Origin of the sequence: Klebsiella sp. RC2 (assembly GCF_014192815.1) — a bacterium.
Taxonomy (GTDB): domain Bacteria; phylum Pseudomonadota; class Gammaproteobacteria; order Enterobacterales; family Enterobacteriaceae; genus Klebsiella; species Klebsiella variicola.
In genome coordinates this window covers 212650-233766 of record NZ_JACHYL010000005.1, presented here as the reverse complement: position 1 = coordinate 233766, position 21117 = coordinate 212650, and the positions used below count along the sequence as shown (strand labels likewise).

The window sequence follows — 21117 nt, the reverse complement described above, 5'->3', positions numbered from 1 at the left end:
TGTGACTCCAGCGTACTTTGCGCTCCCGGTAAATGTTCTGCCATATGTCTCCTGTGGTACAGGGAGCGCACAGGAGGCGGCCAGTCGCCGCCGCCCCCTGTACCCCCGGGCTCCGGCCAGCAAAATCGCCGCTGCGCGGTGCCTTCGACTTATCCCTGCAGGCTTCGGATCGGGCCGAGGCAGCGTCCCTGCAAAACACGGCCCTCAGCCCGCATCCATGCGGGCTGCCCCTGCCTTCCGGGAACGTCTCAGCGATTTTGAGGCCGCCAACGCCGGCAGTTTCAGCAGCCATTGCCCCAGCGGTCATTCATTGGCCTGGCCTGGAGAGGGCTTAACCGCCGTGCAGACGGCGCGCGTCAATGACATCGGGCACCTGGTTGAGCTTACCAAGCACCCGGCCCAGCACCTGCAGGTTGTAAATCTCAATGGTCATATCGATGGTTGCCAGCTGCTGACGGGTATCACTGCGGCTGGCGACACCCAGCACATTCACCTTCTCATTGGCGAGGATGGTGGTGATATCGCGCAGTAAACCGCTGCGATCGTTCGCCTCCACCCTGACCACCAGCGAGTAGCCCGCCGAGTAGCTTTCACCCCATACCGCATCGACGATGCGCTCCGGAGCATGCGACTGCAGTTCAGCCAGCTGATCGCAGTCGGCGCGATGCACGGAAATCCCGCGCCCCTGGGTGATAAAGCCGACGATCTCATCGCCCGGGATCGGCTGGCAGCAGCGGGCAATATGGTGCATCAGGTTGCCTACCCCTTCCACCACCACCCGGCCATTGTCCTTGGTGCGGTTCTGTGGGGCGTAGGTTTTCTGCTGCAGCTGCTTCAGCGCGGCCGCATCCTGCTCAGCGGCGCTCGGTTTATTGAACTGCGCCTGCAGGAAATTGACCATCTGGTTGAGACGGATATCGCCGCCGCCAATGGCAGCCAGCAGTTCATCGAGCTCGTTGAAGTTGTAGCGCGGCAGCAGGTGTTTTTCCGCATCCTTAAGACTGATGCCCAGATGCTCCAGCTCGTCGTCGAGGATCTGCCGACCAGCGAGAATATTCTTGTCGCGGTCCTGTTTACGGAACCAGGCGTGGATCTTCGAGCGTCCGCGACTGGTGGTCACGTAGCCGAGGTTAGGGTTCAGCCAGTCGCGGCTCGGGTTCGGCTGCTTCTGGGTAATAATTTCGATCTGATCGCCCATCTGCAGCTGATAGGTGAACGGCACGATACGGCCGCCAATTTTGGCGCCGATGCAGCGATGGCCGACGTCGCTGTGAATATGGTAGGCAAAGTCGAGCGGCGTCGACCCCGCTGGCAGGTCCACCACGTCGCCTTTCGGCGTAAAGACATACACCCGGTCGTCGAAAACCTGGCTGCGCACTTCGTCGAGCATTTCGCCAGAGTCGGCCATCTCTTCCTGCCAGGCAATCAGCTTACGCAGCCAGGCGATGCGGTCCTCATAGCCACGGCCACCGCCGGTGCCCGCTCCCGCCCCCTCTTTGTACTTCCAGTGCGCAGCCACGCCAAGCTCAGCATCTTCATGCATCTGCCGGGTGCGAATTTGAATCTCCACCGTCTTGCCGCTCGGGCCCAGCACCACGGTATGAATAGACTGATAGCCGTTGGGTTTCGGGTTGGCCACGTAGTCATCGAATTCATCCGGCAGGTGACGATAGTGGGTATGGACGATCCCCAGCGCGGCGTAACAATCCTGCAAACGCTCGGCCACGATGCGCACCGCGCGAACGTCAAACAGCTCGTCAAACGCGAGGTGTTTTTTCTGCATTTTGCGCCAGATGCTGTAGATGTGCTTCGGCCGGCCATAGACTTCCGCCTTGACGCCTTCGGCTTTCATCTCCGAGCGCAGGTGACCGACGAACTCGTCGATGTAATGCTCACGGTCGATACGGCGTTCGTGGAGCAGTTTAGCAATGCGCTTGTATTCTGCCGGATGCAGATAACGGAAGCAGTAATCTTCCAGCTCCCACTTCAGCTGGCCGATACCTAAGCGGTTCGCCAGCGGCGCATAGATATTGGTGCACTCTTTCGCCGCCAGCACGCGTTCATCTTCCGGCGCGTCTTTGACCTCGCGCAGATGCGCGATCCGCTCAGCAAGCTTGATGACCACGCAGCGGAAATCGTCAACCATCGCCAGCAGCATGCGGCGAATGTTATCCACCTGCTCGGAAGATACCGAGTCGTTATGGGTGGCTTTTAGCTGGCGGATAGCGGCCATGTCCCGCACCCCGTGAATCAGGGTCACGACCGATTTACCCACGCTCTCCTGCATGACCTCTTCACTAACGACTTCACCGTCCGCCAGTGGGAACAACAGCGCCGCGCGCAGCGTATCGAGATCCATACTCAGGGTGGACAGAATCTCCACCATTTCGACGCCACGCCACAGCAGCAGGTCTGCCTGCGGGTGTCCTTGCGTTTTTTCGCGACAATAATCCCAGGTTTCGGCTAAGCGCTCACACGACTGCTGGCTGGAAATCCCCAGACTCGCGATCCATTTCTTCGGGTCAAATTCACCAGCTTTATTAAGATGTGCACTTCTTACCGCAACCATTGTCCTCTCCTTAAGGGACCGGCCTGCCGAAGTCGGCAAGCCTCAACTTTCTACATGTCATCCTGCAGGTCGCGTCAGCATTGACGGCCAGGGTGGCTCTTCTGCGACGTTGTGAATGACCTTATGTAAGCCTGCGCTCAAACAACACCATTGATTCCAGATGACCGGTATGCGGGAACATATCCAGCATCGCCAGGCGTTGAATCTGATATCCAGCCTGCAACAGGGTTTCGCTGTCTCGCGCCAGCGTCGCCGGGTTGCAGGAAACATACACCACCCGCCGCGGTGCCAGTTTTATAATATGCGGCATCACGCCCGGCGCGCCGGCGCGGGCCGGGTCCAGCAGCACTTTATCAAAGCCATGCTTCGCCCAGGCCTGACGGGTGACATCCTCTTCCAGATTTTCATGGAAGAAAGTGACATTTGATAAACCATTGAGAGCGGCGTTTTCCCGCCCCTTTTCTACCAGCGCGGGCACCCCTTCCACCCCCACCACGTGGGCGGCTCGCGTCGCCAGCGGCAGGGTAAAGTTACCCATCCCGCAGAACAGATCCAGTACCCGATCCTCTGGCTGCAGATCCAGCCATTCCAGCGCAGTACGCACCATCTGCTGATTCACGCCGTCGTTGACCTGGATAAAATCCCGCGGACTGAACACTAAGCGTAGTCCGTCTGAGGTATACCATGGCGCTTCGCCATGAATATGTTCCAGTATCTCGCTTTGCGGCGCGAGGTACAGGGAAAGACCGTGAGTTTGCGAAAAGCGTTCCAGTTTTTCCCTGTCGCCCGCTGGCAGGGCAGCGGTATGGCGCAGCACCATCAGCGGGCCGTTGTCCGCCTGCACCAGCTCGACGTGACCGAGGTGGCGTAATGCGCTCAGCGCGCTTAAGCACTCGCGCACGGCAGGCAGCAATGCCTCAAGTTGGGGCACCAAAACAGGGCATTGCACCACATCGACGATCGCTTTGGCGTTGGCCTGGCGAAAACCCATCTGCAATTGTTGGGTCTTTGGTTGATAATTCAAGCTTAAGCGCGCGCGACGGCGGTAGCCCCACGGCACGCCGGCGATGACCTCATCCACCTCACGCTTCATCAGCCGCGCCAGCGCGGCACGTTTACTTTGCTGCTGAAGCGCGACGCTGGCATGCTGCTGTTGGCAGCCGCCGCAGACGCCAAAATGCGGGCAGCGCGGCGCCTGGCGCTGCGGGCTGTCGGTTAGACGGCGTTTCACCTGGGCGCGGGCGTACTGTTTTTTGTCTTCCACCAGCACCACCTCGGCCTGCTCCTGCGGCAGCACACCGCTCACGAACAGCGCCTTTCCCTGGTGGCGGGCAACGCCCTGACCAAAGGGATCGAGGTCATTGACTGTAACGGTTATGATCTGGCGCGTCGTCACACGCCGTTTTGCAGAGTAGAATTGCGCCATCGTAGAGAGTTGTCTCAATCAAATAAAACGAGCTCGTTCAGGGCGGCAGTGCCACGAAGCGCACCGACGCGCACAGAACGATGATGTCTATATTCTCCCATAATGGAACCGCATGACCAACTACAGCCTGCGTGCTCGCATGATGATTCTGATACTGGCGCCAACCGTCCTGATTGGGCTGTTGCTCAGTATTTTCTTTGTCGCTCATCGTTATAACGACCTGCAACGCCAGCTGGAGGACGCCGGCGCCAGCATTATTGAGCCGCTGGCGGTCTCCAGCGAATATGGGATGAATTTGCAAAACCGCGAATCCATCGGCCAGCTGATCAGCGTCCTGCATCGGCGTCATTCGGAGATCGTGCGGGCCATCTCGGTGTATGATTCGCATAACCGGCTGTTTGTCACCTCCAATTACCAGCTCAACCCCAGCGAACTGCAGATCCCGAAAGGCGAGGCATTTCCCCGCCATCTCAGCGTCATCCGCGACGGCGACATCATGATCCTGCGCACGCCGATCGTCTCGGAAAGCTATTCGCCCGATGAGTCCCCCGAATCTGACGCCAAAATGCCGGGCAATATGCTGGGCTACGTCGCGCTGGAGCTGGATCTGAAATCAGTCCGCCTCCAGCAGTACAAAGAGATTTTCATCTCCAGTGTGATGATGCTGTTCTGCATTGGCATCGCGCTGATCTTCGGCTGGCGCCTGATGCGCGACGTCACCGGGCCTATCCGCAATATGGTCAACACCGTCGACCGCATCCGCCGCGGACAGCTGGACAGCCGGGTCGAGGGTTTTATGCTCGGCGAACTGGATATGTTGAAAAACGGCATTAACTCGATGGCCATGTCGCTGGCGGCCTACCATGAGGAGATGCAGCACAACGTCGACCAGGCGACCTCCGATCTGCGGGAAACCCTTGAGCAGATGGAGATCCAGAACGTTGAGCTGGACCTGGCGAAAAAGCGCGCCCAGGAGGCGGCGCGCATTAAGTCTGAGTTCCTGGCCAATATGTCCCACGAGCTGCGCACCCCGCTCAATGGGGTGATCGGCTTTACCCGCCTGACGCTGAAAACCGATCTCAACGCCACGCAGCGCGACCACCTGACCACCATCGAACGTTCGGCCAATAATCTGCTGGCGATCATCAATGACGTGCTCGACTTTTCCAAGCTGGAAGCCGGGAAGCTGATTCTGGAGAGTATTCCGTTCCTGCTGCGCACCTCGCTTGATGAAGTGGTCACCCTGCTGGCGCATTCCGCGCACGATAAAGGGCTGGAGCTGACGCTGAACATTAAGAACAATGTGCCGGATAACGTCATTGGCGACCCGCTCCGTCTGCAGCAGATTGTGACCAACCTCGTGGGCAATGCGATTAAATTCACCGAGCACGGCAATATCGACGTGCTGGTGGAGCAGCGGGCCATCAGCAACTCGCGGGTACAGATCGAAATTCAGATCCACGATACCGGCATCGGCATCCCCGAGCGCGACCAGTCCCGACTGTTCCAGGCCTTCCGTCAGGCCGATGCCAGCATTTCACGCCGGCACGGCGGCACCGGGCTTGGGCTGGTGATCACCCAGCGTCTGGTCAAAGAGATGGGCGGCGATATTTCGTTCCACAGTCAGCCGAACCGCGGCTCCACCTTCTGGTTCCATATCAGCCTTGATCTCAACCCGAACGCCATTCCGGATATGCTGAACACCGACGGGCTGACGGGCAAACGTCTGGCCTATGTGGAAGCCAACGCGACGGCGGCGCAATGTACGCTGGAGATGCTGGCCGCCACGCCGCTGGAGGTGATCTACAGCCCTACCTTCTCCTCGCTGGCGGAAGCGCAGTACGACATTCTGCTGGTCGGCATCCCGGTCTCAATGCGCGATTTGTCGCCGCATCGGGAAAAATTAGTCAAAGCCTGCGCGATGTCTGACAACGTGCTGCTTGCTCTGCCATGTCATGCCCAGGTCAGCGCCGAAGCCCTGAAGCGCGACGGCGTCGCTGCCTGCCTGTTGAAACCGCTCACTACCACCCGCCTGCTGCCGGCGCTGGTGGCCACCAATCATGCGCCGGCTTCCGCGCCGTTGACGCAAACCGACAGCCATAAGCTGCCGATGACCGTGATGGCCGTCGACGACAATCCGGCTAACCTGAAGCTGATTGGCGCCCTGCTGGACGACCTTGTGCAGCAGGTGATCCTCTGCGACAGCGGCCAGCAGGCCGTGGACCAGGCCAAGCGGCTGCAGATGGATCTGATCCTGATGGATATTCAGATGCCGGATATGGACGGCATCCGCGCCTGCGAGCTGATTCATCATCTGTCGCATCATCAGCAAACCCCGGTGATTGCGGTCACCGCGCACGCCCTGGAGGGCCAGCGGGAGAAGCTGTTGAGCGCCGGCATGAACGATTATCTGGCGAAGCCAATCGAAGAAGAGAAACTGCACGCTCTGCTGCTGCGCTATCAGCCCGGCCTGCTCAGCGTCGCTCCGGCGGCGCTACCGCCCGCAGAGCCGGTCATCGACCATAACCTGACGCTTGACTGGCAGCTGGCGCTGCGTCAGGCCGCCATGAAGCCGGATCTGGCGCGGGAGATGCTGCAGATGCTGATCGCCTTTATGCCGGAGGTGCGTAATAAAGTGGAAGAGCAGCTGGTGGGCGAGCAGCCGGAAGGGCTGGTGGATCTGATCCACAAGCTGCACGGCAGCTGCAGCTACAGCGGCGTGCCGCGGTTGAAAAAGCTGTGCCACACCCTGGAGAGCCAGCTGCGGTCGGGTACCGCCGCCGAGGACCTGGAGCCGGAGCTGCTCGAGCTGTTAGACGAGATGGATAATGTGGCCCGCGAAGCGTGCCGGATGGGCGTGTAAACCCCGGATAGCGGCGCTACGCGCCTCATCCGGGCTACGCCCTACGGTCCGGTATTCGGTTGGTAGCCCCGGTAAGCGTAAGCGCCACCGGGGACGGTTCCCGGATCGCGGTGCTACGCACCTTATCCGGGTTACCGCTTACCGCCCATCTGCAAAACCGCGGCGACGTTACGCGCCGTCATCCGCAGGTTGGCGGCGGCATTGGCCAGCGCTTCATCCAGGGTACAGATGGTATATAACACGCTGAATACCGCATCCAGTCCGTGCTGATGCACCACCCCGACATCGGCGGTAAGGCTGCCGGCAATCCCAATCACCGGAACGTTAAAACGCTTCGCCACCTTAGCTACCCCCACCGGCACCTTGCCGTGGATCGTCTGGCTATCGATACGCCCTTCGCCGGTGATCACTAAATCGGCATCCGCCACCCGCGTCGCCAGCTGCAGCGCATCGGTGACGATCTCAATGCCCGGGCGCAGCGTTGCGCCACAAAACGCATACAGCGCCGCCCCCATGCCGCCCGCTGCGCCGCCGCCTTCCAGGCTCAGCACATCGATATCTAAATCACGGGCGATTATCCGGGCATAGTGCAGCAGGCCGCTGTCGAGGCGGTCGATCATCTGCGTCGTCGCCCCTTTTTGCGGGCCGAACACCGCGCTGGCCCCCTGCGGGCCGGTTAGCGGGTTGGTGACGTCGCAGGCAACCTCAATCCGGCAATCTGCCAGCCGCGGATCGAGTTCGCTAAGGTCGATACGCGCCAGCGTCTCCAGCGCGCCGCCCCCGGAGGCGATTTGCTGGCCGTCGGCGGTCAACAGTTTCGCCCCCAGCGCCTGCGCCATCCCGGCGCCGCCGTCATTGGTCGCACTGCCGCCAATGCCAATAATGATCTGTCGCACGCCGGCGTCCAGCGCGTGGCGGATCAGCTCCCCGGTCCCCCAGGAGGTGGTTAGCAGCGGATTACGCTGCGCCGGCGGGACGCTCTCCAGCCCGCTGGCTGCCGCCATTTCGATAAAGGCGCACTGGCGATCGCCGGACAGCCCATAAAATGCCTCAACCGGTTCACCCAGCGGCCCGGTGACCGTCAGCGGAACCTGATGCCCGCCGGTCGCCGCCACCATGGCTTCCACCGTCCCTTCACCACCGTCGGCAACCGGCAGCTTGACGTACTCCGCGTCAGGATAAATCTCGCGAAAGCCTTGCTCTATCGCCGTGGCCACTTCCAGCGCGCTCAGACTCTCCTTCCAGGAATCCGGTGCGATCACTATTTTCATGTGCTGTCCTTACTCTGAGCCAACCCCTGGCGCTGTCGCGCAATGCCGGCCCCCGCAGAGGCCGGCGGCCATTTAGCGCACCATGCATGGACGCTTGTTGTCAAAGGTCCAGCCCGGGATCAGATACTGCATCGCCATCGCATCGTCGCGGGCGCCAAGACCATGTTTCTTATATAGCTCATTTGCCTGCATCACGCGGTCCATATCCAGCTCAACCCCCAGGCCCGGGGTACTCGGTACCTGCACCATACCGCCTTTGATTTCAAAAGGTTGTTTGGTCAGACGCTGGTTGCCCTCCTGCCAAATCCAGTGGGTATCAATCGCGGTGATTTTGCCCGGCGCCGCTGCCGCGACATGGGTGAACATCGCCAGCGACACGTCGAAGTGGTTATTGGAGTGCGATCCCCAGGTCAGGCCGAACTCATGGCACATCTGCGCCACACGCACCGACCCCTGCATGGTCCAGAAGTGCGGGTCCGCCAGCGGGATATCCACCGACTGCAGGGACAAGGTATGGCCCATCTGTCGCCAGTCGGTGGCGATCATATTGGTCGCGGTCGGCAGGCCCGTCGCGCGGCGGAACTCGGCCATCACTTCGCGGCCAGAGAAACCTTGTTCGGCGCCGCATGGGTCTTCCGCATAGGCCAGCACGCCCTTCAGCTGTTTACCAATCTGGATGGCTTCCTCCAGCAGCCAGGCGCCGTTCGGGTCGAGAGTGACGCGGGCATTCGGGAAGCGTTTCGCCAGGGCGCTGATCGCCTCAGCTTCTTCAAAACCGGCCAGCACACCGCCCTTCAGCTTAAAGTCGTTGAAGCCATATTTTTCATACGCCGCTTCCGCCAGGCGGACCACCGCATCCGGCGTCATCGCCTCTTCATGGCGCAGGCGATACCATTCGCACTGCTCATCCGGCTGGCTCTGATAGGCCAGCGGCGTGGCGTGGCGGTTGCCGACAAAAAACAGATAGCCCAGCATTTCGACTTCGCTGCGCTGCTGGCCATCGCCAAGCAGAGAAGCGACATTGACGCCAAGGTGCTGGCCCAGCAGGTCCAGCAGCGCCGCTTCAATCCCGGTTACCACGTGAATGGTGGTACGCAGGTCGAAGGTCTGCAGGCCGCGGCCCCCGGCGTCGCGGTCGGCAAACTGATTGCGCACCGCGCCCAGCACATTCTTGTACTCGCCCAGCGTTTTGCCCACCACCAGCGGCGCGGCATCTTCCAGGGTCTGGCGGATTTTTTCGCCGCCGGGGATTTCGCCGACGCCGGTATGCCCGGCGTTATCTTTGATAATCACAATATTGCGGGTGAAGTACGGGGCGTGCGCGCCGCTCAGGTTCATCAGCATGCTGTCATGGCCGGCAACCGGGATCACCTGCATGGTCGTAACAACGGGCGTTGAAGTGAAAGTCGTCATAGCATCATCCTTTTTAATTAGTGGCGGCCGAAAACGGGACGTTTGCGGTCGAATGTCCAGCCGGGGATCAGGTACTGCATCGGGCCTGCGTCGTTGCGCGCGCCGCCCGGCAGCGCTTTATAGGCCTCATGGGCTTTGCGCACCTGCTCCCAGTCAAGTTCCACGCCGAGTCCCGGCGCGTCTGGCACGGCAATCTTGCCGTGAATAATCTGCAGCGGATTTTTGGTCAGGCGCGCGTCGCCCTCCTGCCAGATCCAGTGGGTGTCAATGGCGGTGGGGTTGCCCGGCGCGGCGGCGCCGACGTGGGTAAACATCGCCAGGGAAATATCAAAGTGGTTGTTGGAATGGCAGCCCCAGGTGAGCCCCCAGTCGTCACACAGTTGCGCCACCCGTACCGCGCCGGAGAGCGTCCAGAAATGCGGGTCCGCCAGCGGGATGTCGACGGCATTGAGCATCACCGCATGGCCCATTTCACGCCAGTTGGTGGCGATCATATTGGTGGCGACCGGCAGCCCGGTGGCACGACGGAACTCGGCCATCACCTCCCGGCCGGAGAAACCTTGCTCGGCACCGCACGGATCTTCGGCATAAGTCAGGACATCCTGCAGCCCTTTGCACAGCGCGATGGCCTCATCCAGCAGCCAGGCGCCGTTCGGGTCGACGGTGATGCGCGCCTCCGGAAAACGCTTTTTCAGCGCCCGCGCGGTGTCGATCTCCTGCTCGCCGGGCAGTACGCCGCCCTTCAGCTTAAAGTCTTTGAAACCGTAGCGATCCTGGGCGGCTTCCGCCAGACGCACTACCGCCTCGCTGCTCAACGCCTGCTGATGGCGCAGGCGGTACCATTCATGATCGCCCGGCGTATGGTCCAGATAGCCAAGGTCGGTTTTCTGCCGATCGCCAATATAGAACAGGTAGCCCAGCACGGTGACGGCATCACGCTGCTTACCCGGCCCCAGCAGCTCGCAGACCGGCACCTTCAGCACCTGGCCGAGCAGGTCGAGCAGCGCCGCTTCCAGCGCCGCCACCGCGTTAACCTTCAGTTCGAAGGTCCATGCCCCTTTGCCGAAGGTATCGAAATCCGCCGCCTGATTGCCTTTGTGCACCTGCTGCACTACGCGATTGAGTCGGGCGACCTCCTGGCCCACCACCTGCGGGATCGCCGCCAGCAGCGTCTGGTAGATAACCTCCCCGCCGGGCGCTTCGCCAACGCCGGTGTGGCCGGCGTTATCGGTCAATACCACGATATTGCGGGTAAACCAGGCGTTGTGCGCCCCGCCGATGTTCAGCAGCATGCTGTCGTGCCCGGCCACCGGAATGACCTTCATCTCTGTGATAATCGGGCTGGATTGGGTAGTCATGATGAGCGCCCCACCACAGGTTTCAGTTCGATGCGTTTGATATCGCCCACCAGCACCAGGTAGCTCAGCACCGCCACCAGGGCATGGATGCCGACGTAGATCAGCGCGCCGTTGAACGAGCCGGTGGTGCCAACGATATAGCCGATGGCGATGGGAGTGACGATACCGGAGATATTGCCGAACATGTTGAACAGGCCGCCGGAGAGACCGCTAATTTCTTTCGGCGCGGTATCCGCCATCACCGCCCAGCCGAGCGCCCCGATCCCTTTGCCGAAGAAGGCCATTGCCATAAAGCCGATCACCATCCACTCCACGTTGACATAGTTACACATCAGCATGGTCATGGAGAGCAGCATCCCCAGCACGATCGGCGTTTTGCGCGCGATGTTCAGCGAGCCGGTGCGGCGCATTAACCAGTCGGAAATCACCCCGCCCAGCACCCCGCCGACAAAGCCGCACACCGCCGGAACGGAGGCGACAAAGCCGGCTTTGAGGATCGACATGCCGCGCGCCTGCACCAGATAAACCGGGAACCAGGTGATAAAGAAGTAGGTTAAGGCGTTGATGCAATACTGACCGATATAGATGCCGATCATCATCCGCGATCCGATCAGCTGTCTGATCTGTCCCATTTTGACGCTAAACGGCACTTTCTGCGCGCTACTCTTCTGATCCATGTTGATCAGCGCCCCGCCTTCGGCGATATAGTCCAGCTCTTTCTGGTTCACGCCCGGATGGTTGTTCGGATCGTGGATCACTTTCAACCACACAAAGCTGATCACAATCCCCAGGCCGCCCATAAAGAAGAACACGTGCGACCAACCCACCTCATGCGTCAGCCAGCCCATGATCGGCGCGAAGATAACGGTGGCAAAGTACTGGGCGGAGTTAAAAATCGATACCGCCGTCCCCCTCTCCTGCGCCGGGAACCAGGCGGCGACGATACGGCTGTTGCCCGGGAATGACGGCGACTCGGCAAGGCCGACGAGGAAACGCAGAGTGAACAGCGCGATGATAATGCCAAAGCCGCTGAAGATATCGACGAAGCCCTGCAGCAGGGTAAACATCGACCAGATGAAGATCGACCAGAAATAGACGCGCTTCGAACCGAAGCGGTCAAGCAGCCAGCCGCCCGGGATCTGGCCGATGACATACGCCCATGAGAACGCGGAGAACACATACCCCATGCCAACAGGATCGAGGCCGATATCTTTGGCCATTTCCGAACCGGCGATCGACAGCGTCGCCCGGTCACCATAGTTAAAAGAAGTGACGATAAACAGCATCACCACTATCCAGTAGCGGGCGTTGGTGCGCTTTTCAGCCGCCGTCGCCGCCTGACTTAATGAACTCATTGTTGTACTCCTGAATCATAGCGTTTAGCTACGTTCATTCTGAACAGCACAACCTGTAGGGTAATCAGAATGACGTGGTCGTGTTTTGATAGTTGTCGTTATATCTGGCACTGCATTTATCACTGGCTGGAGCAGTATATGAAGAGGCACACCGCGGCTCACCGTGCATCTACACAGCTTTTACGCCGCTATTGCAGGTGGTTTGTGGCGAATGCCTGAAAGAATGGGGGGAAGTTCACGGAAATGAAAAACCAGCGCCGCTGGAGCCGCAAAGCACAGCAAAAAGGGCCGGAGTGTGAAATACCTCACTTGACCCGGTGAAACTGGCTGGCTTAAGCCATGATATTGCTAAGGATATTGTGGCGTTTGCCTAAAGGCGTGGCGCCAGGAACGCGCTACCATTTTGACGTCCGCGTATCTGGCCGCGACGTATTGAAAGAGCGCCCTCTGCGTAGGGAGAGGGCAGCGCTTTTATTCGAGCAGGGTGGCCCACTGCTCAACCCACGGATTGGAGACGCTCTCCGGCTCCGGGTCTTCGCTGGCGTCAATCTTCAGCATCTCGCCGATGCGCTTCGCGCCCTGCTCCTGCAGTAGCTGGTCGAATTTCAGCCCGCCGCCGCAAAAGTTAGCATAGGTGCTGTCGCCGAGCGCGATAATGCCGTAGCGCAGATGGGGCTGATACATATCTTTCATCCCCTCATACAGCGGAACAATGCTGTCCGGCAGATCGCCCTGCCCGGTGGTGGAGGTGACCACCAGCACATATTTACCCGTATAGGATTCCCAGTCGTTGACCTGCGGATCCTCGTACACGATTGCCTTGTGTCCCAGTCCGCTGAGGATCGCTTCCGCTTCTTCCGCGACCAGCAGCGAGTTGCCGTACATGGTGCCGACAAAAATTCCGACTTCCGCCATGCTATTATCTCCCTGGATTGACCTTATTCCCTTCATCCTGACCGCAGTCGTCGGCAAACTCAACCCTTTCATTTAGCGGGAGAAGCCCGCGCCAGCCAAACTGCGACAGGGCGCGCATCCAGACCTCGTCAAAACCAGCGCGCAGGGTCAGCGGCTCGCCGGTAAAAGGATGGGTCAACGACAGCTCGCTGGCGTGCAGCATCAGGCGGTGACAGCCGAAATGTTCTGCGGCGCTGCGGTTTTGCCGCAGATCGCCGTGCTTGCTGTCGCCAAGGATCGGATGACGCAGATGAGCAAGATGGCGGCGCAGCTGGTGCTTGCGGCCGGTTTTCGGCTCCAGTTCCACCAGCCCGTAGCGCGTGGTGGGATAACGCCCGGTTGCCACAGGCATCTCCACCGTCGCCAGGCCGCGGTAGTGGGTCACCGCCGGCTGCGGATCTTTGTCCTCACGAGCAAATTTATCGGCGATTTTATCCAGCTCTTCCACCAGCGGGTAATCCAGCAGCGCTTCGTCCATCAGCCAGCCGCGGACGATCGCATGGTAGCGCTTCTGGATCTGATGCTGTTCAAATTGCTGCGCCAGCAGGCGGCCCGCCTCGCTCGACAGCCCCATCAGCAGGACGCCGGAGGTGGGCCGGTCGAGACGATGAGCGGTAAAAACGTGCTGGCCAATCTGGTCGCGCACGGTCTGCATCACCACCACTTTCTCGTCGCGATCGAGCCAGCTGCGATGCACCAGCCAGCCCGAGGGTTTATTGACCGCCACCAGCCAGTCGTCCTGGTAGATAATCTCCAGCATCAGGCCTGCTCACCGGCAAACAGCGCGTCTAACAGCAGAAGTTCCGCCAGCATGGATTCGCGGACCGGGTGGGCCTGATCCAGAGCCATCTCGTAATAAGGCGCAACGGCAAAATTTTGCGGCAGCGGCTGACCGCTCTCCAGCAGCTGGTGCATACGCGGGATCAGGACCCACTGCAGCCACTCCAGCGGCTCCAGGGTATCCAGGCAAAACGGCTTATCGCTGGCGAAGGCGCTGCTGTCCGGCGCCGTCGCCTGCCAGTGCTCTGTTTCGCGCAGCAGGGCTTCAATGGCGCGCAGGCGATCGCGCACGCTATCGTGAAGAGTCATGGGGAAACCTCGATGAGTTAAAAACCGGGCGCAGGATAGCAAATCCGCAGAAGAAATAAAAAAAGGGAGCACTGTATAAACAGTGCTCCCGGTTCGTTTTGCAGCATTCCCGCTACATTGGTGCTCCCTGCTCGTCCTTGAAAACTTTTCCTGAGGTCTCCTGACCAATGTTCATCCATAAACTCGCGCATCCTGCTTTCACACCACCCCGATGCGAAATGACTTATCCTTAAGTTTGTCCCGATCTTCCTGATCCACCGTTCATCCTGAGCGGCTCTCGTTCTCCATCCTGGAGGTGTCCATTACGCGTTCCTGCGTTATCCTTGCTTCATCCTGAAGCCTGTCCTTGCAACGCCATCCTGGCGGGTCCTGCAGAAGCGCCATCATCCTGATGTTCGCTTCATTTCGCGACTTCCTGTCGACAGACATAGGATCACTGATTCTGCCTCGTCTTACAACCCTTCTTGAGACAATCTCTTAAGATTAGTCCCCACTCAAAAGGACGAAAAAATTAAGATCTGATTTGATACCAATGACTTATAAAAAAAAGAAGGGATTAAATTTGCCTTAAATGATGACGATCTCTTACAGGTTTTGTAAGAGATCTCTCACAAACGACCAGGTAGACTGGATTACAGAACCGGCTCAAGGTGGCTGAGGAAACTCGCAAGCGAGGGGGAAAGCGTGATGCGTTTGGCGGTGCCGAGGGTCTCTTTGATCACCTCGCCGCTGAGATTACAGACGGAAATCACATCCCGTTCACTCTCGAGGGTGGCGATAAACAGCGTCGGCGCCAGCTTCAAGCGCTTCTGTACCACCAGGTGCCCGATTAAGTTTTCCTGCACCCGCTGGAAATCCTCTTCACTCCAGGTCTGCAGCAGCGTCAGCGTTTCGTCGGCAAACCGGCCGGTCATGTCGCCGGCAAACTGAGTGGTATAATAAGAATGAAGCGGCTGTTGTACCACAATATCCAGGGCGCGTTCAACCGCGCTGATATTTTGCGCCAGCGAAAACGGCTGCGGCTGCCAGAATACGGCCTCGCCCTGGGTATCAACGACGCAAGGCGACGGAACGCCGTAAAGCTCTTCACTGCGCGGCAGGCTGTTGCGCTGTTGCTGCCAGGCGGCGCAGTAACGTTGGGTAAAAGCGCGCAGCGCTTCTGCGGTCTGATGGTCCACCGGTTTCTCTCTTCACGTTAGACAGGATACACTGGAGAGATAGTGTACCCGCTTTACTATGGTGAAACATGTCTTCTTACGATAATCATCAGGCGCTGGCCGGCCTGACGCTCGGTAAATCAACCGATTACCGCGATACTTATGACGCCTCGCTGCTGCAGGGCGTCCCGCGCAGCCTTAACCGCGATCCGCTGGGCCTGCATGCCGATAACCTGCCGTTCCACGGCGCCGATATCTGGACGCTGTACGAACTCTCCTGGCTGAACGGCAAAGGCCTGCCGCAGGTGGCCGTCGGCCACGTCGAACTCCCCGACACCAGCGTCAATCTGGTGGAGTCAAAAAGCTTTAAGCTCTATCTCAACAGCTTTAACCAGACGCGTTTCGCCAGCTGGCAGGACGTTGCAGAGACGCTGACCCGCGATCTGAGCGCCTGCGCGCAGGGCGAGGTCAAGGTGGCGCTGTATCGGCTGGATGAACTGGAAGGCCAGCCGATTGCCCACCTGCACGGCGCCTGCATCGACGATCAGGATATCGAGATCGATAACTATCAGTTCAGCACCGACTATCTGCAGGGCGCCGCCAGCGGCAAAATCGTGGAAGAGACGCTGGTCAGCCATCTGCTGAAATCCAACTGCCTGATCACCCACCAGCCGGACTGGGGCTCGGTACAGATCCAGTATCGGGGGGCGAAAATCGACCGCGAGCAGCTCCTGCGCTATCTGGTCTCATTCCGCCATCATAACGAATTCCATGAGCAGTGCGTCGAGCGCATCTTTAACGATATTCTCCGTTTCTGCCAGCCGGAATCGCTTTCCGTTTACGCCCGCTATACGCGACGCGGCGGTCTGGATATCAACCCCTGGCGCAGCAACGGCGACTTTTCCCCCGCCACTGGCCGCCTCGCCCGACAATAATAAATAATTTCACAATATGCGTGCGTTTAGGCGCGCGCAAGGTTGTGGAAACGCCGCTCGCAGGGCTATTGTAATCACAGGAAGACCATAAGCGTCCTGTAAGGAGTTCACTTGATTACACATGTTAGCCCGCTTGGTTCAATGGATATGCTGTCGCAGCTGGAAGTGGATATGCTTAAGCGCACCGCCAGCAGTGACCTGTATCAACTCTTTCGCAACTGCTCGCTTGCTGTGCTTAACTCGGGGAGCCTGACCGATAACAGCAAGGAGCTGCTCTCCCGTTTTGAAAACTTCGATATTAACGTGCTGCGTCGCGAACGTGGCGTGAAGCTGGAACTGATCAACCCGCCGGAAGAAGCTTTCGTTGACGGGCGTATTATCCGTTCCCTGCAGGCCAACCTGTTCGCCGTGCTGCGCGATATCCTGTTCGTTTACGGCCAGATCCACAATACCGTTCGCTTCCCGAACCTCGATCTGGAAAGTTCGGTCCATATCACCAACCTGGTGTTTTCGATCCTGCGCAACGCCCGCGCGCTGCACGTCGGCGAAGCACCGAACATGATCGTCTGCTGGGGCGGTCACTCCATTAATGAAAACGAATATCTCTACGCCCGCCGCGTCGGTACGCAGTTGGGACTGCGCGAACTGAACATCTGCACCGGCTGCGGGCCTGGCGCGATGGAGGCCCCGATGAAAGGCGCCGCAGTCGGCCACGCGCAGCAGCGCTACAAAGACAGCCGCTTTATCGGCATGACCGAACCGTCCATCATTGCCGCAGAACCGCCGAACCCGCTGGTCAACGAACTGATCATCATGCCGGATATCGAAAAGCGTCTGGAAGCCTTCGTGCGCATCGCCCACGGGATCATTATCTTCCCGGGCGGCGTCGGCACTGCCGAAGAGCTGCTCTATCTGCTGGGTATTCTGATGCATCCGGAGAACAAAGCGCAGGTGCTGCCGCTGATCCTCACCGGACCGAAAGAGAGCGCCGACTACTTCCGCGTGCTGGACGAGTTTATCACCCATACTCTGGGCGAGTCCGCCCGTCGTCACTATCGGATCATCATCGACGATCCGGCGGAAGTGGCGCGGCAGATGAAAAAAGCGATGCCGCTGGTGAAAGAGAGCCGTCGCGAGACCGATGACGCCTACAGCTTCAACTGGTCGATTCGCATCTCGCCGGACCTGCAGATGCCGTTTGATCCGACCCATGAAAACATGGCCAATCTCAAGCTCTCCCCGGACCAACCGGTGGAAGTGCTGGCCGCCGACCTGCGTCGCGCCTTCTCCGGGATTGTCGCGGGTAACGTCAAAGAGGTGGGCATCCAGGCCATTGAGCAGTACGGTCCTTACAAGCTGCATGGCGATCCGGAGATGATGCGCCGCATGGACGATCTGCTGCAGGGCTTCGTCGCCCAGCATCGTATGAAACTGCCGGGCGGCACCGCCTATATTCCTTGCTACGAAATCATCGCCTGATTTCTCACTCTCCCGCCGGGGTATCTTCTACAGCCTGCCCCCGGCGGGCTCTCTTCCTCTGACTTCCAGAACACGCTAAAAACCTTTCTGTTATTATTCAGTCACCTGAATCATTTCTACATAGCCAATCGTTTGCGTTGGTAAAAACTGCGACAATTATCACTGCAAAAAATGGTTTTAAGCGCAAAAACGTCGACTACATCTCTTTTTTACAGTAAATCCCTCGTTATTACGCCGCTCCGCTTTTATCTCATATGCTGCAAATGGTAGCCTGCGCGCCACAAATCGCTGGCTGATCACCAGAAACAGGCTGTTGGACTAAAAATACGCACATTGAAAGTGGATTATTGCATTTGAGATCGCGATCACTGATGCATAAACCATATAAATGTATCTTTCCGGCCCAATTATTACGGAGAAAATTTCTAAAAAAACCGTAATTAAACGAATTTCATGTTACGCAATTGTATTTGTTCATTAGATTTTGTTGATTCCTCCAGGAGATACAGATGGAAACCACTCAAACCAGCACCATCGTTTCGGGCGAAACCCGCAGCGGATGGCGTAAAACCGACACCATGTGGATGCTGGGCCTGTACGGTACAGCGATCGGCGCGGGCGTCTTGTTCCTGCCGATCAACGCCGGCGTCGGCGGCATGATCCCCCTGATTATCATGGCGATTCTGGCCTTCCCGATGACCTTCTTCGCTCACCGCGGTATGACTCGCTTCGTCCTCTCCGGGAAAAATCCGGGCGAAGACATCACCGAAGTGGTTGAAGAACACTTTGGCGTAGGCGCAGGGAAGCTGATTACCCTGCTCTACTTCTTCGCTATCTACCCGATCCTGCTGGTGTACAGCGTGGCGATCACTAACACCGTCGAAACCTTCATGTCGCACCAGCTGCACATGACGCCGCCGCCGCGCGCCATTCTGTCGCTGATCCTGATCGTCGGCATGATGACCATCGTGCGTTTCGGTGAGCAGATGATTGTGAAAGCGATGAGCATCCTGGTGTTCCCGTTCGTTATCGCCCTGATGATTCTGGCGCTGTACCTGATCCCGCAGTGGAACGGCGCGGCGCTGGAGACGCTCTCCCTGAGCAGCGCCTCCGCAACCGGCAATGGCCTGCTGATGACCCTGTGGCTGGCGATCCCGGTGATGGTCTTCTCCTTCAACCACTCGCCGATCATCTCCTCCTTCGCGGTGGCCAAGCGTGAAGAGTACGGCGCAGGCGCCGAGAAGAAATGCTCCAGCATCCTGGCCCGCGCTCACATTATGATGGTGCTGACCGTGATGTTCTTCGTATTCAGCTGCGTCCTGAGCCTCTCTCCGGCGGACCTGGCGGCGGCGAAAGAGCAGAACATCTCGATTCTGTCTTACCTGGCAAACCACTTTAACGCGCCGGTTATCGCCTGGATGGCACCGATCATCGCGATGATCGCCATCACCAAATCCTTCCTCGGCCACTATCTGGGCGCCCGCGAAGGCTTTAACGGCATGGTGATTAAATCCCTGCGCAGTAAAGGCAAATCTATCGAAGTCAACAAACTGAACAAGCTGACCGCGCTGTTCATGCTGGTGACCACCTGGATTGTGGCGACGCTGAACCCGAGCATCCTCGGGATGATCGAGACCCTTGGCGGCCCGATTATCGCGATGATCCTGTTCCTGATGCCGATGTACGCGATTCAGAAAGTGCCGGCGATGCGTAAATACAGCGGCCATATCAGCAACGTCTTCGTGGTGATTATGGGTCTGATTGCCATCTCCGCGATCTTCTACTCGCTGTTCAGCTAATTCAGTCAATACCTCCCCCCGCGCCGCTTAACGGCGGCGCGCTTTCCGACAGCACGGGAATACATATGATCAGCGTATTCGATATCTTTAAAATCGGCATTGGCCCTTCCAGCTCCCATACCGTTGGACCGATGAAAGCGGGCAAACAATTCACTGACGATCTGATCGCACGCGGCCTGCTGGCCGACGTCAGCAAAGTCGTCGTCGACGTCTATGGCTCCCTCTCCCTGACCGGTAAAGGCCACCATACCGACATCGCGATTATCATGGGACTCGCCGGCAACCTGCCGGACACCGTCGACATCGACGCCATTCCGGGCTTTATTCAGGACGTTAACACCCATGGCCGCCTGATGCTGGCCAACGGTCAGCACGAAGTGGACTTCCCGGTCGATCAGTGCATGAATTTCCATGCCGACAACCTGTCGCTGCATGAGAACGGCATGCGCATTACCGCCCTGGCCGGTGACAAGGTGATCTACAGCCAGACGTATTACTCTATCGGCGGCGGCTTTATCGTCGACGAAGCGCACTTCGGCCAGATCGCCGATGCGCCGGTTGCGGTTCCTTACCCTTATAAAAACGCCGCCGACCTGCAGCGTCACTGCCGTGAAACCGGGCTGTCGCTCTCTGGGCTGATGATGCAGAACGAACTGGCGCTGCACAGCAAAGAAGCGCTGGAGCAACACTTTGCCGCGGTATGGGAAGTGATGAGCGCCGGTATCGAACGCGGCATCACCACCGAAGGCGTTCTGCCGGGCAAACTGCGCGTGCCGCGCCGGGCCGCCGCGCTGCGCCGCATGCTGGTGAGTCAGGACACCACCAACAGCGATCCGATGGCGGTGGTCGACTGGATCAATATGTTCGCCCTGGCGGTGAACGAAGAGAACGCCGCCGGTGGCCGGGTCGTTACCGCGCCAACCAACGGCGCCTGCGGTATCGTGCCGGCGGTGCTGGCCTACTATGACAAGTTTATCCGCAAGGTGAACAGCAACTCTCTGGCCCGCTATATGCTGGTCGCCAGCGCGATTGGTTCGCTGTATAAGATGAACGCGTCAATCTCCGGCGCCGAAGTCGGCTGTCAGGGTGAAGTGGGCGTCGCCTGCTCGATGGCGGCGGCCGGTCTGGCGGAACTGCTGGGCGGTAGCCCGGGTCAGGTGTGCATCGCGGCAGAGATCGCCATGGAGCATAACCTCGGCCTGACCTGCGACCCGGTTGCCGGCCAGGTGCAGGTACCGTGCATCGAACGCAACGCTATCGCCGCCGTGAAAGCGGTCAACGCCGCGCGAATGGCGCTGCGCCGGACCAGCGAGCCGCGCGTCTGCCTCGATAAAGTGATCGAGACCATGTACGAAACCGGTAAAGACATGAACGCCAAGTACCGGGAAACCTCTCGCGGTGGCCTGGCGATGAAGATCGTCGCCTGCGATTAATCCTCAGCCCCGGCAC

General features: G+C 59.0%; 15 protein-coding genes. 5 read left to right on the top strand and 10 right to left on the bottom strand.

The genetic code is table 11. The annotated features are described in order from the left end of the window. Window positions 1-331: 331 nt before the first annotated feature. Together relA and rlmD are read right to left on the bottom strand one after the other, a co-directional pair. Entirely contained in the window at window positions 332-2569 is a 2238-nt protein-coding gene (gene relA / locus FHW76_RS17155; RefSeq protein ID WP_008806246.1) for a GTP diphosphokinase, read from the bottom strand. Between the two features lie 121 nt (window positions 2570-2690). Then, on the bottom strand, window positions 2691-3995 hold the full coding sequence (gene rlmD, locus FHW76_RS17150; RefSeq protein ID WP_008806247.1) for a 23S rRNA (uracil(1939)-C(5))-methyltransferase RlmD: 1305 nt from the start codon (window positions 3993-3995) through the stop codon (window positions 2691-2693). A gap of 112 nt (window positions 3996-4107) precedes the next feature. Between rlmD and barA the strand changes: the two genes are divergently transcribed. Next, window positions 4108-6858 (top strand): two-component sensor histidine kinase BarA, encoded by a 2751-nt coding sequence (barA, locus tag FHW76_RS17145; protein WP_012540726.1) that lies wholly within the window; start codon window positions 4108-4110, stop codon window positions 6856-6858. Between the two features lie 131 nt (window positions 6859-6989). Here the strand turns inward: barA and FHW76_RS17140 are convergent, their stop codons facing one another. From FHW76_RS17140 to syd, 8 genes are all read right to left on the bottom strand, one after another. Next, complete coding sequence (locus FHW76_RS17140; RefSeq protein WP_032731169.1) at window positions 6990-8129, bottom strand: glycerate kinase; 1140 nt, start codon at window positions 8127-8129, stop codon at window positions 6990-6992. Between the two features lie 72 nt (window positions 8130-8201). Then, window positions 8202-9542: a glucarate dehydratase gene (gene gudD, locus FHW76_RS17135; protein ID WP_008806250.1), complete on the bottom strand. Its 1341-nt coding sequence runs from the start codon at window positions 9540-9542 to the stop codon at window positions 8202-8204. A 17-nt stretch (window positions 9543-9559) separates the two neighbouring features. Continuing rightward, complete coding sequence (locus FHW76_RS17130) at window positions 9560-10900, bottom strand: enolase C-terminal domain-like protein (protein ID WP_012967325.1); 1341 nt, start codon at window positions 10898-10900, stop codon at window positions 9560-9562. Continuing rightward, complete coding sequence (locus FHW76_RS17125; protein WP_008806252.1) at window positions 10897-12255, bottom strand: MFS transporter; 1359 nt, start codon at window positions 12253-12255, stop codon at window positions 10897-10899. The genes FHW76_RS17130 and FHW76_RS17125 overlap by 4 nt, the downstream gene beginning before the upstream one ends. 471 nt (window positions 12256-12726) lie before the next feature. Beyond that, a complete protein-coding gene (locus FHW76_RS17120) occupies window positions 12727-13170 on the bottom strand; it encodes a flavodoxin (RefSeq protein WP_012540723.1) in 444 nt (147 codons plus the stop codon). Between the two features lie 4 nt (window positions 13171-13174). Next, a complete protein-coding gene (truC, locus tag FHW76_RS17115) occupies window positions 13175-13969 on the bottom strand; it encodes a tRNA pseudouridine(65) synthase TruC (RefSeq protein ID WP_008806254.1) in 795 nt (264 codons plus the stop codon). Next, complete coding sequence (locus tag FHW76_RS17110) at window positions 13969-14298, bottom strand: YqcC family protein (protein ID WP_008806255.1); 330 nt, start codon at window positions 14296-14298, stop codon at window positions 13969-13971. The genes truC and FHW76_RS17110 overlap by 1 nt, the downstream gene beginning before the upstream one ends. A 632-nt stretch (window positions 14299-14930) precedes the next feature. After that, window positions 14931-15476 (bottom strand): SecY-interacting protein, encoded by a 546-nt coding sequence (gene syd, locus FHW76_RS17105; RefSeq protein WP_008806256.1) that lies wholly within the window; start codon window positions 15474-15476, stop codon window positions 14931-14933. A gap of 68 nt (window positions 15477-15544) precedes the next feature. On the opposite strand from syd, the gene queF reads away from it, so the two are divergent. From queF to FHW76_RS17085, 4 genes are all read left to right on the top strand, one after another. After that, the gene (gene queF, locus FHW76_RS17100) at window positions 15545-16390 is read left to right on the top strand and encodes an NADPH-dependent 7-cyano-7-deazaguanine reductase QueF (protein ID WP_008806257.1); all 846 of its coding nucleotides are present in this window, start codon (window positions 15545-15547) and stop codon (window positions 16388-16390) included. Window positions 16391-16501: 111 nt separating this feature from the next. Then, a complete protein-coding gene (ppnN, locus tag FHW76_RS17095) occupies window positions 16502-17869 on the top strand; it encodes a nucleotide 5'-monophosphate nucleosidase PpnN (protein ID WP_008806258.1) in 1368 nt (455 codons plus the stop codon). 509 nt (window positions 17870-18378) lie between these two features. Next, window positions 18379-19668, top strand: a complete 1290-nt coding sequence (locus FHW76_RS17090) for an HAAAP family serine/threonine permease (protein WP_032731171.1) — start codon at window positions 18379-18381, stop codon at window positions 19666-19668. Window positions 19669-19733: 65 nt separating this feature from the next. Then, window positions 19734-21101: an L-serine ammonia-lyase gene (locus tag FHW76_RS17085; protein WP_012540721.1), complete on the top strand. Its 1368-nt coding sequence runs from the start codon at window positions 19734-19736 to the stop codon at window positions 21099-21101. Window positions 21102-21117: the final 16 nt, after the last annotated feature.

What these genes read in the sequence shown, in the direction of transcription:
- FHW76_RS17125 (WP_008806252.1), bottom strand. Translation starts at nt 12,255, where the DNA reads ATGAGTTCATTAAGTCAGGCGGCGACGGCGGCTGAAAAGCGCACCAAC.
- FHW76_RS17130 (WP_012967325.1), bottom strand. Translation starts at nt 10,900, where the DNA reads ATGACTACCCAATCCAGCCCGATTATCACAGAGATGAAGGTCATTCCG.
- queF (WP_008806257.1), top strand. Translation starts at nt 15,545, where the DNA reads ATGTCTTCTTACGATAATCATCAGGCGCTGGCCGGCCTGACGCTCGGT.
- relA (WP_008806246.1), bottom strand. Translation starts at nt 2,569, where the DNA reads ATGGTTGCGGTAAGAAGTGCACATCTTAATAAAGCTGGTGAATTTGAC.
- FHW76_RS17110 (WP_008806255.1), bottom strand. Translation starts at nt 14,298, where the DNA reads ATGACTCTTCACGATAGCGTGCGCGATCGCCTGCGCGCCATTGAAGCC.
- FHW76_RS17120 (WP_012540723.1), bottom strand. Translation starts at nt 13,170, where the DNA reads ATGGCGGAAGTCGGAATTTTTGTCGGCACCATGTACGGCAACTCGCTG.
- FHW76_RS17140 (WP_032731169.1), bottom strand. Translation starts at nt 8,129, where the DNA reads ATGAAAATAGTGATCGCACCGGATTCCTGGAAGGAGAGTCTGAGCGCG.
- truC (WP_008806254.1), bottom strand. Translation starts at nt 13,969, where the DNA reads ATGCTGGAGATTATCTACCAGGACGACTGGCTGGTGGCGGTCAATAAA.
- rlmD (WP_008806247.1), bottom strand. Translation starts at nt 3,995, where the DNA reads ATGGCGCAATTCTACTCTGCAAAACGGCGTGTGACGACGCGCCAGATC.
- FHW76_RS17085 (WP_012540721.1), top strand. Translation starts at nt 19,734, where the DNA reads ATGATCAGCGTATTCGATATCTTTAAAATCGGCATTGGCCCTTCCAGC.
- gudD (WP_008806250.1), bottom strand. Translation starts at nt 9,542, where the DNA reads ATGACGACTTTCACTTCAACGCCCGTTGTTACGACCATGCAGGTGATC.
- barA (WP_012540726.1), top strand. Translation starts at nt 4,108, where the DNA reads ATGACCAACTACAGCCTGCGTGCTCGCATGATGATTCTGATACTGGCG.
- FHW76_RS17090 (WP_032731171.1), top strand. Translation starts at nt 18,379, where the DNA reads ATGGAAACCACTCAAACCAGCACCATCGTTTCGGGCGAAACCCGCAGC.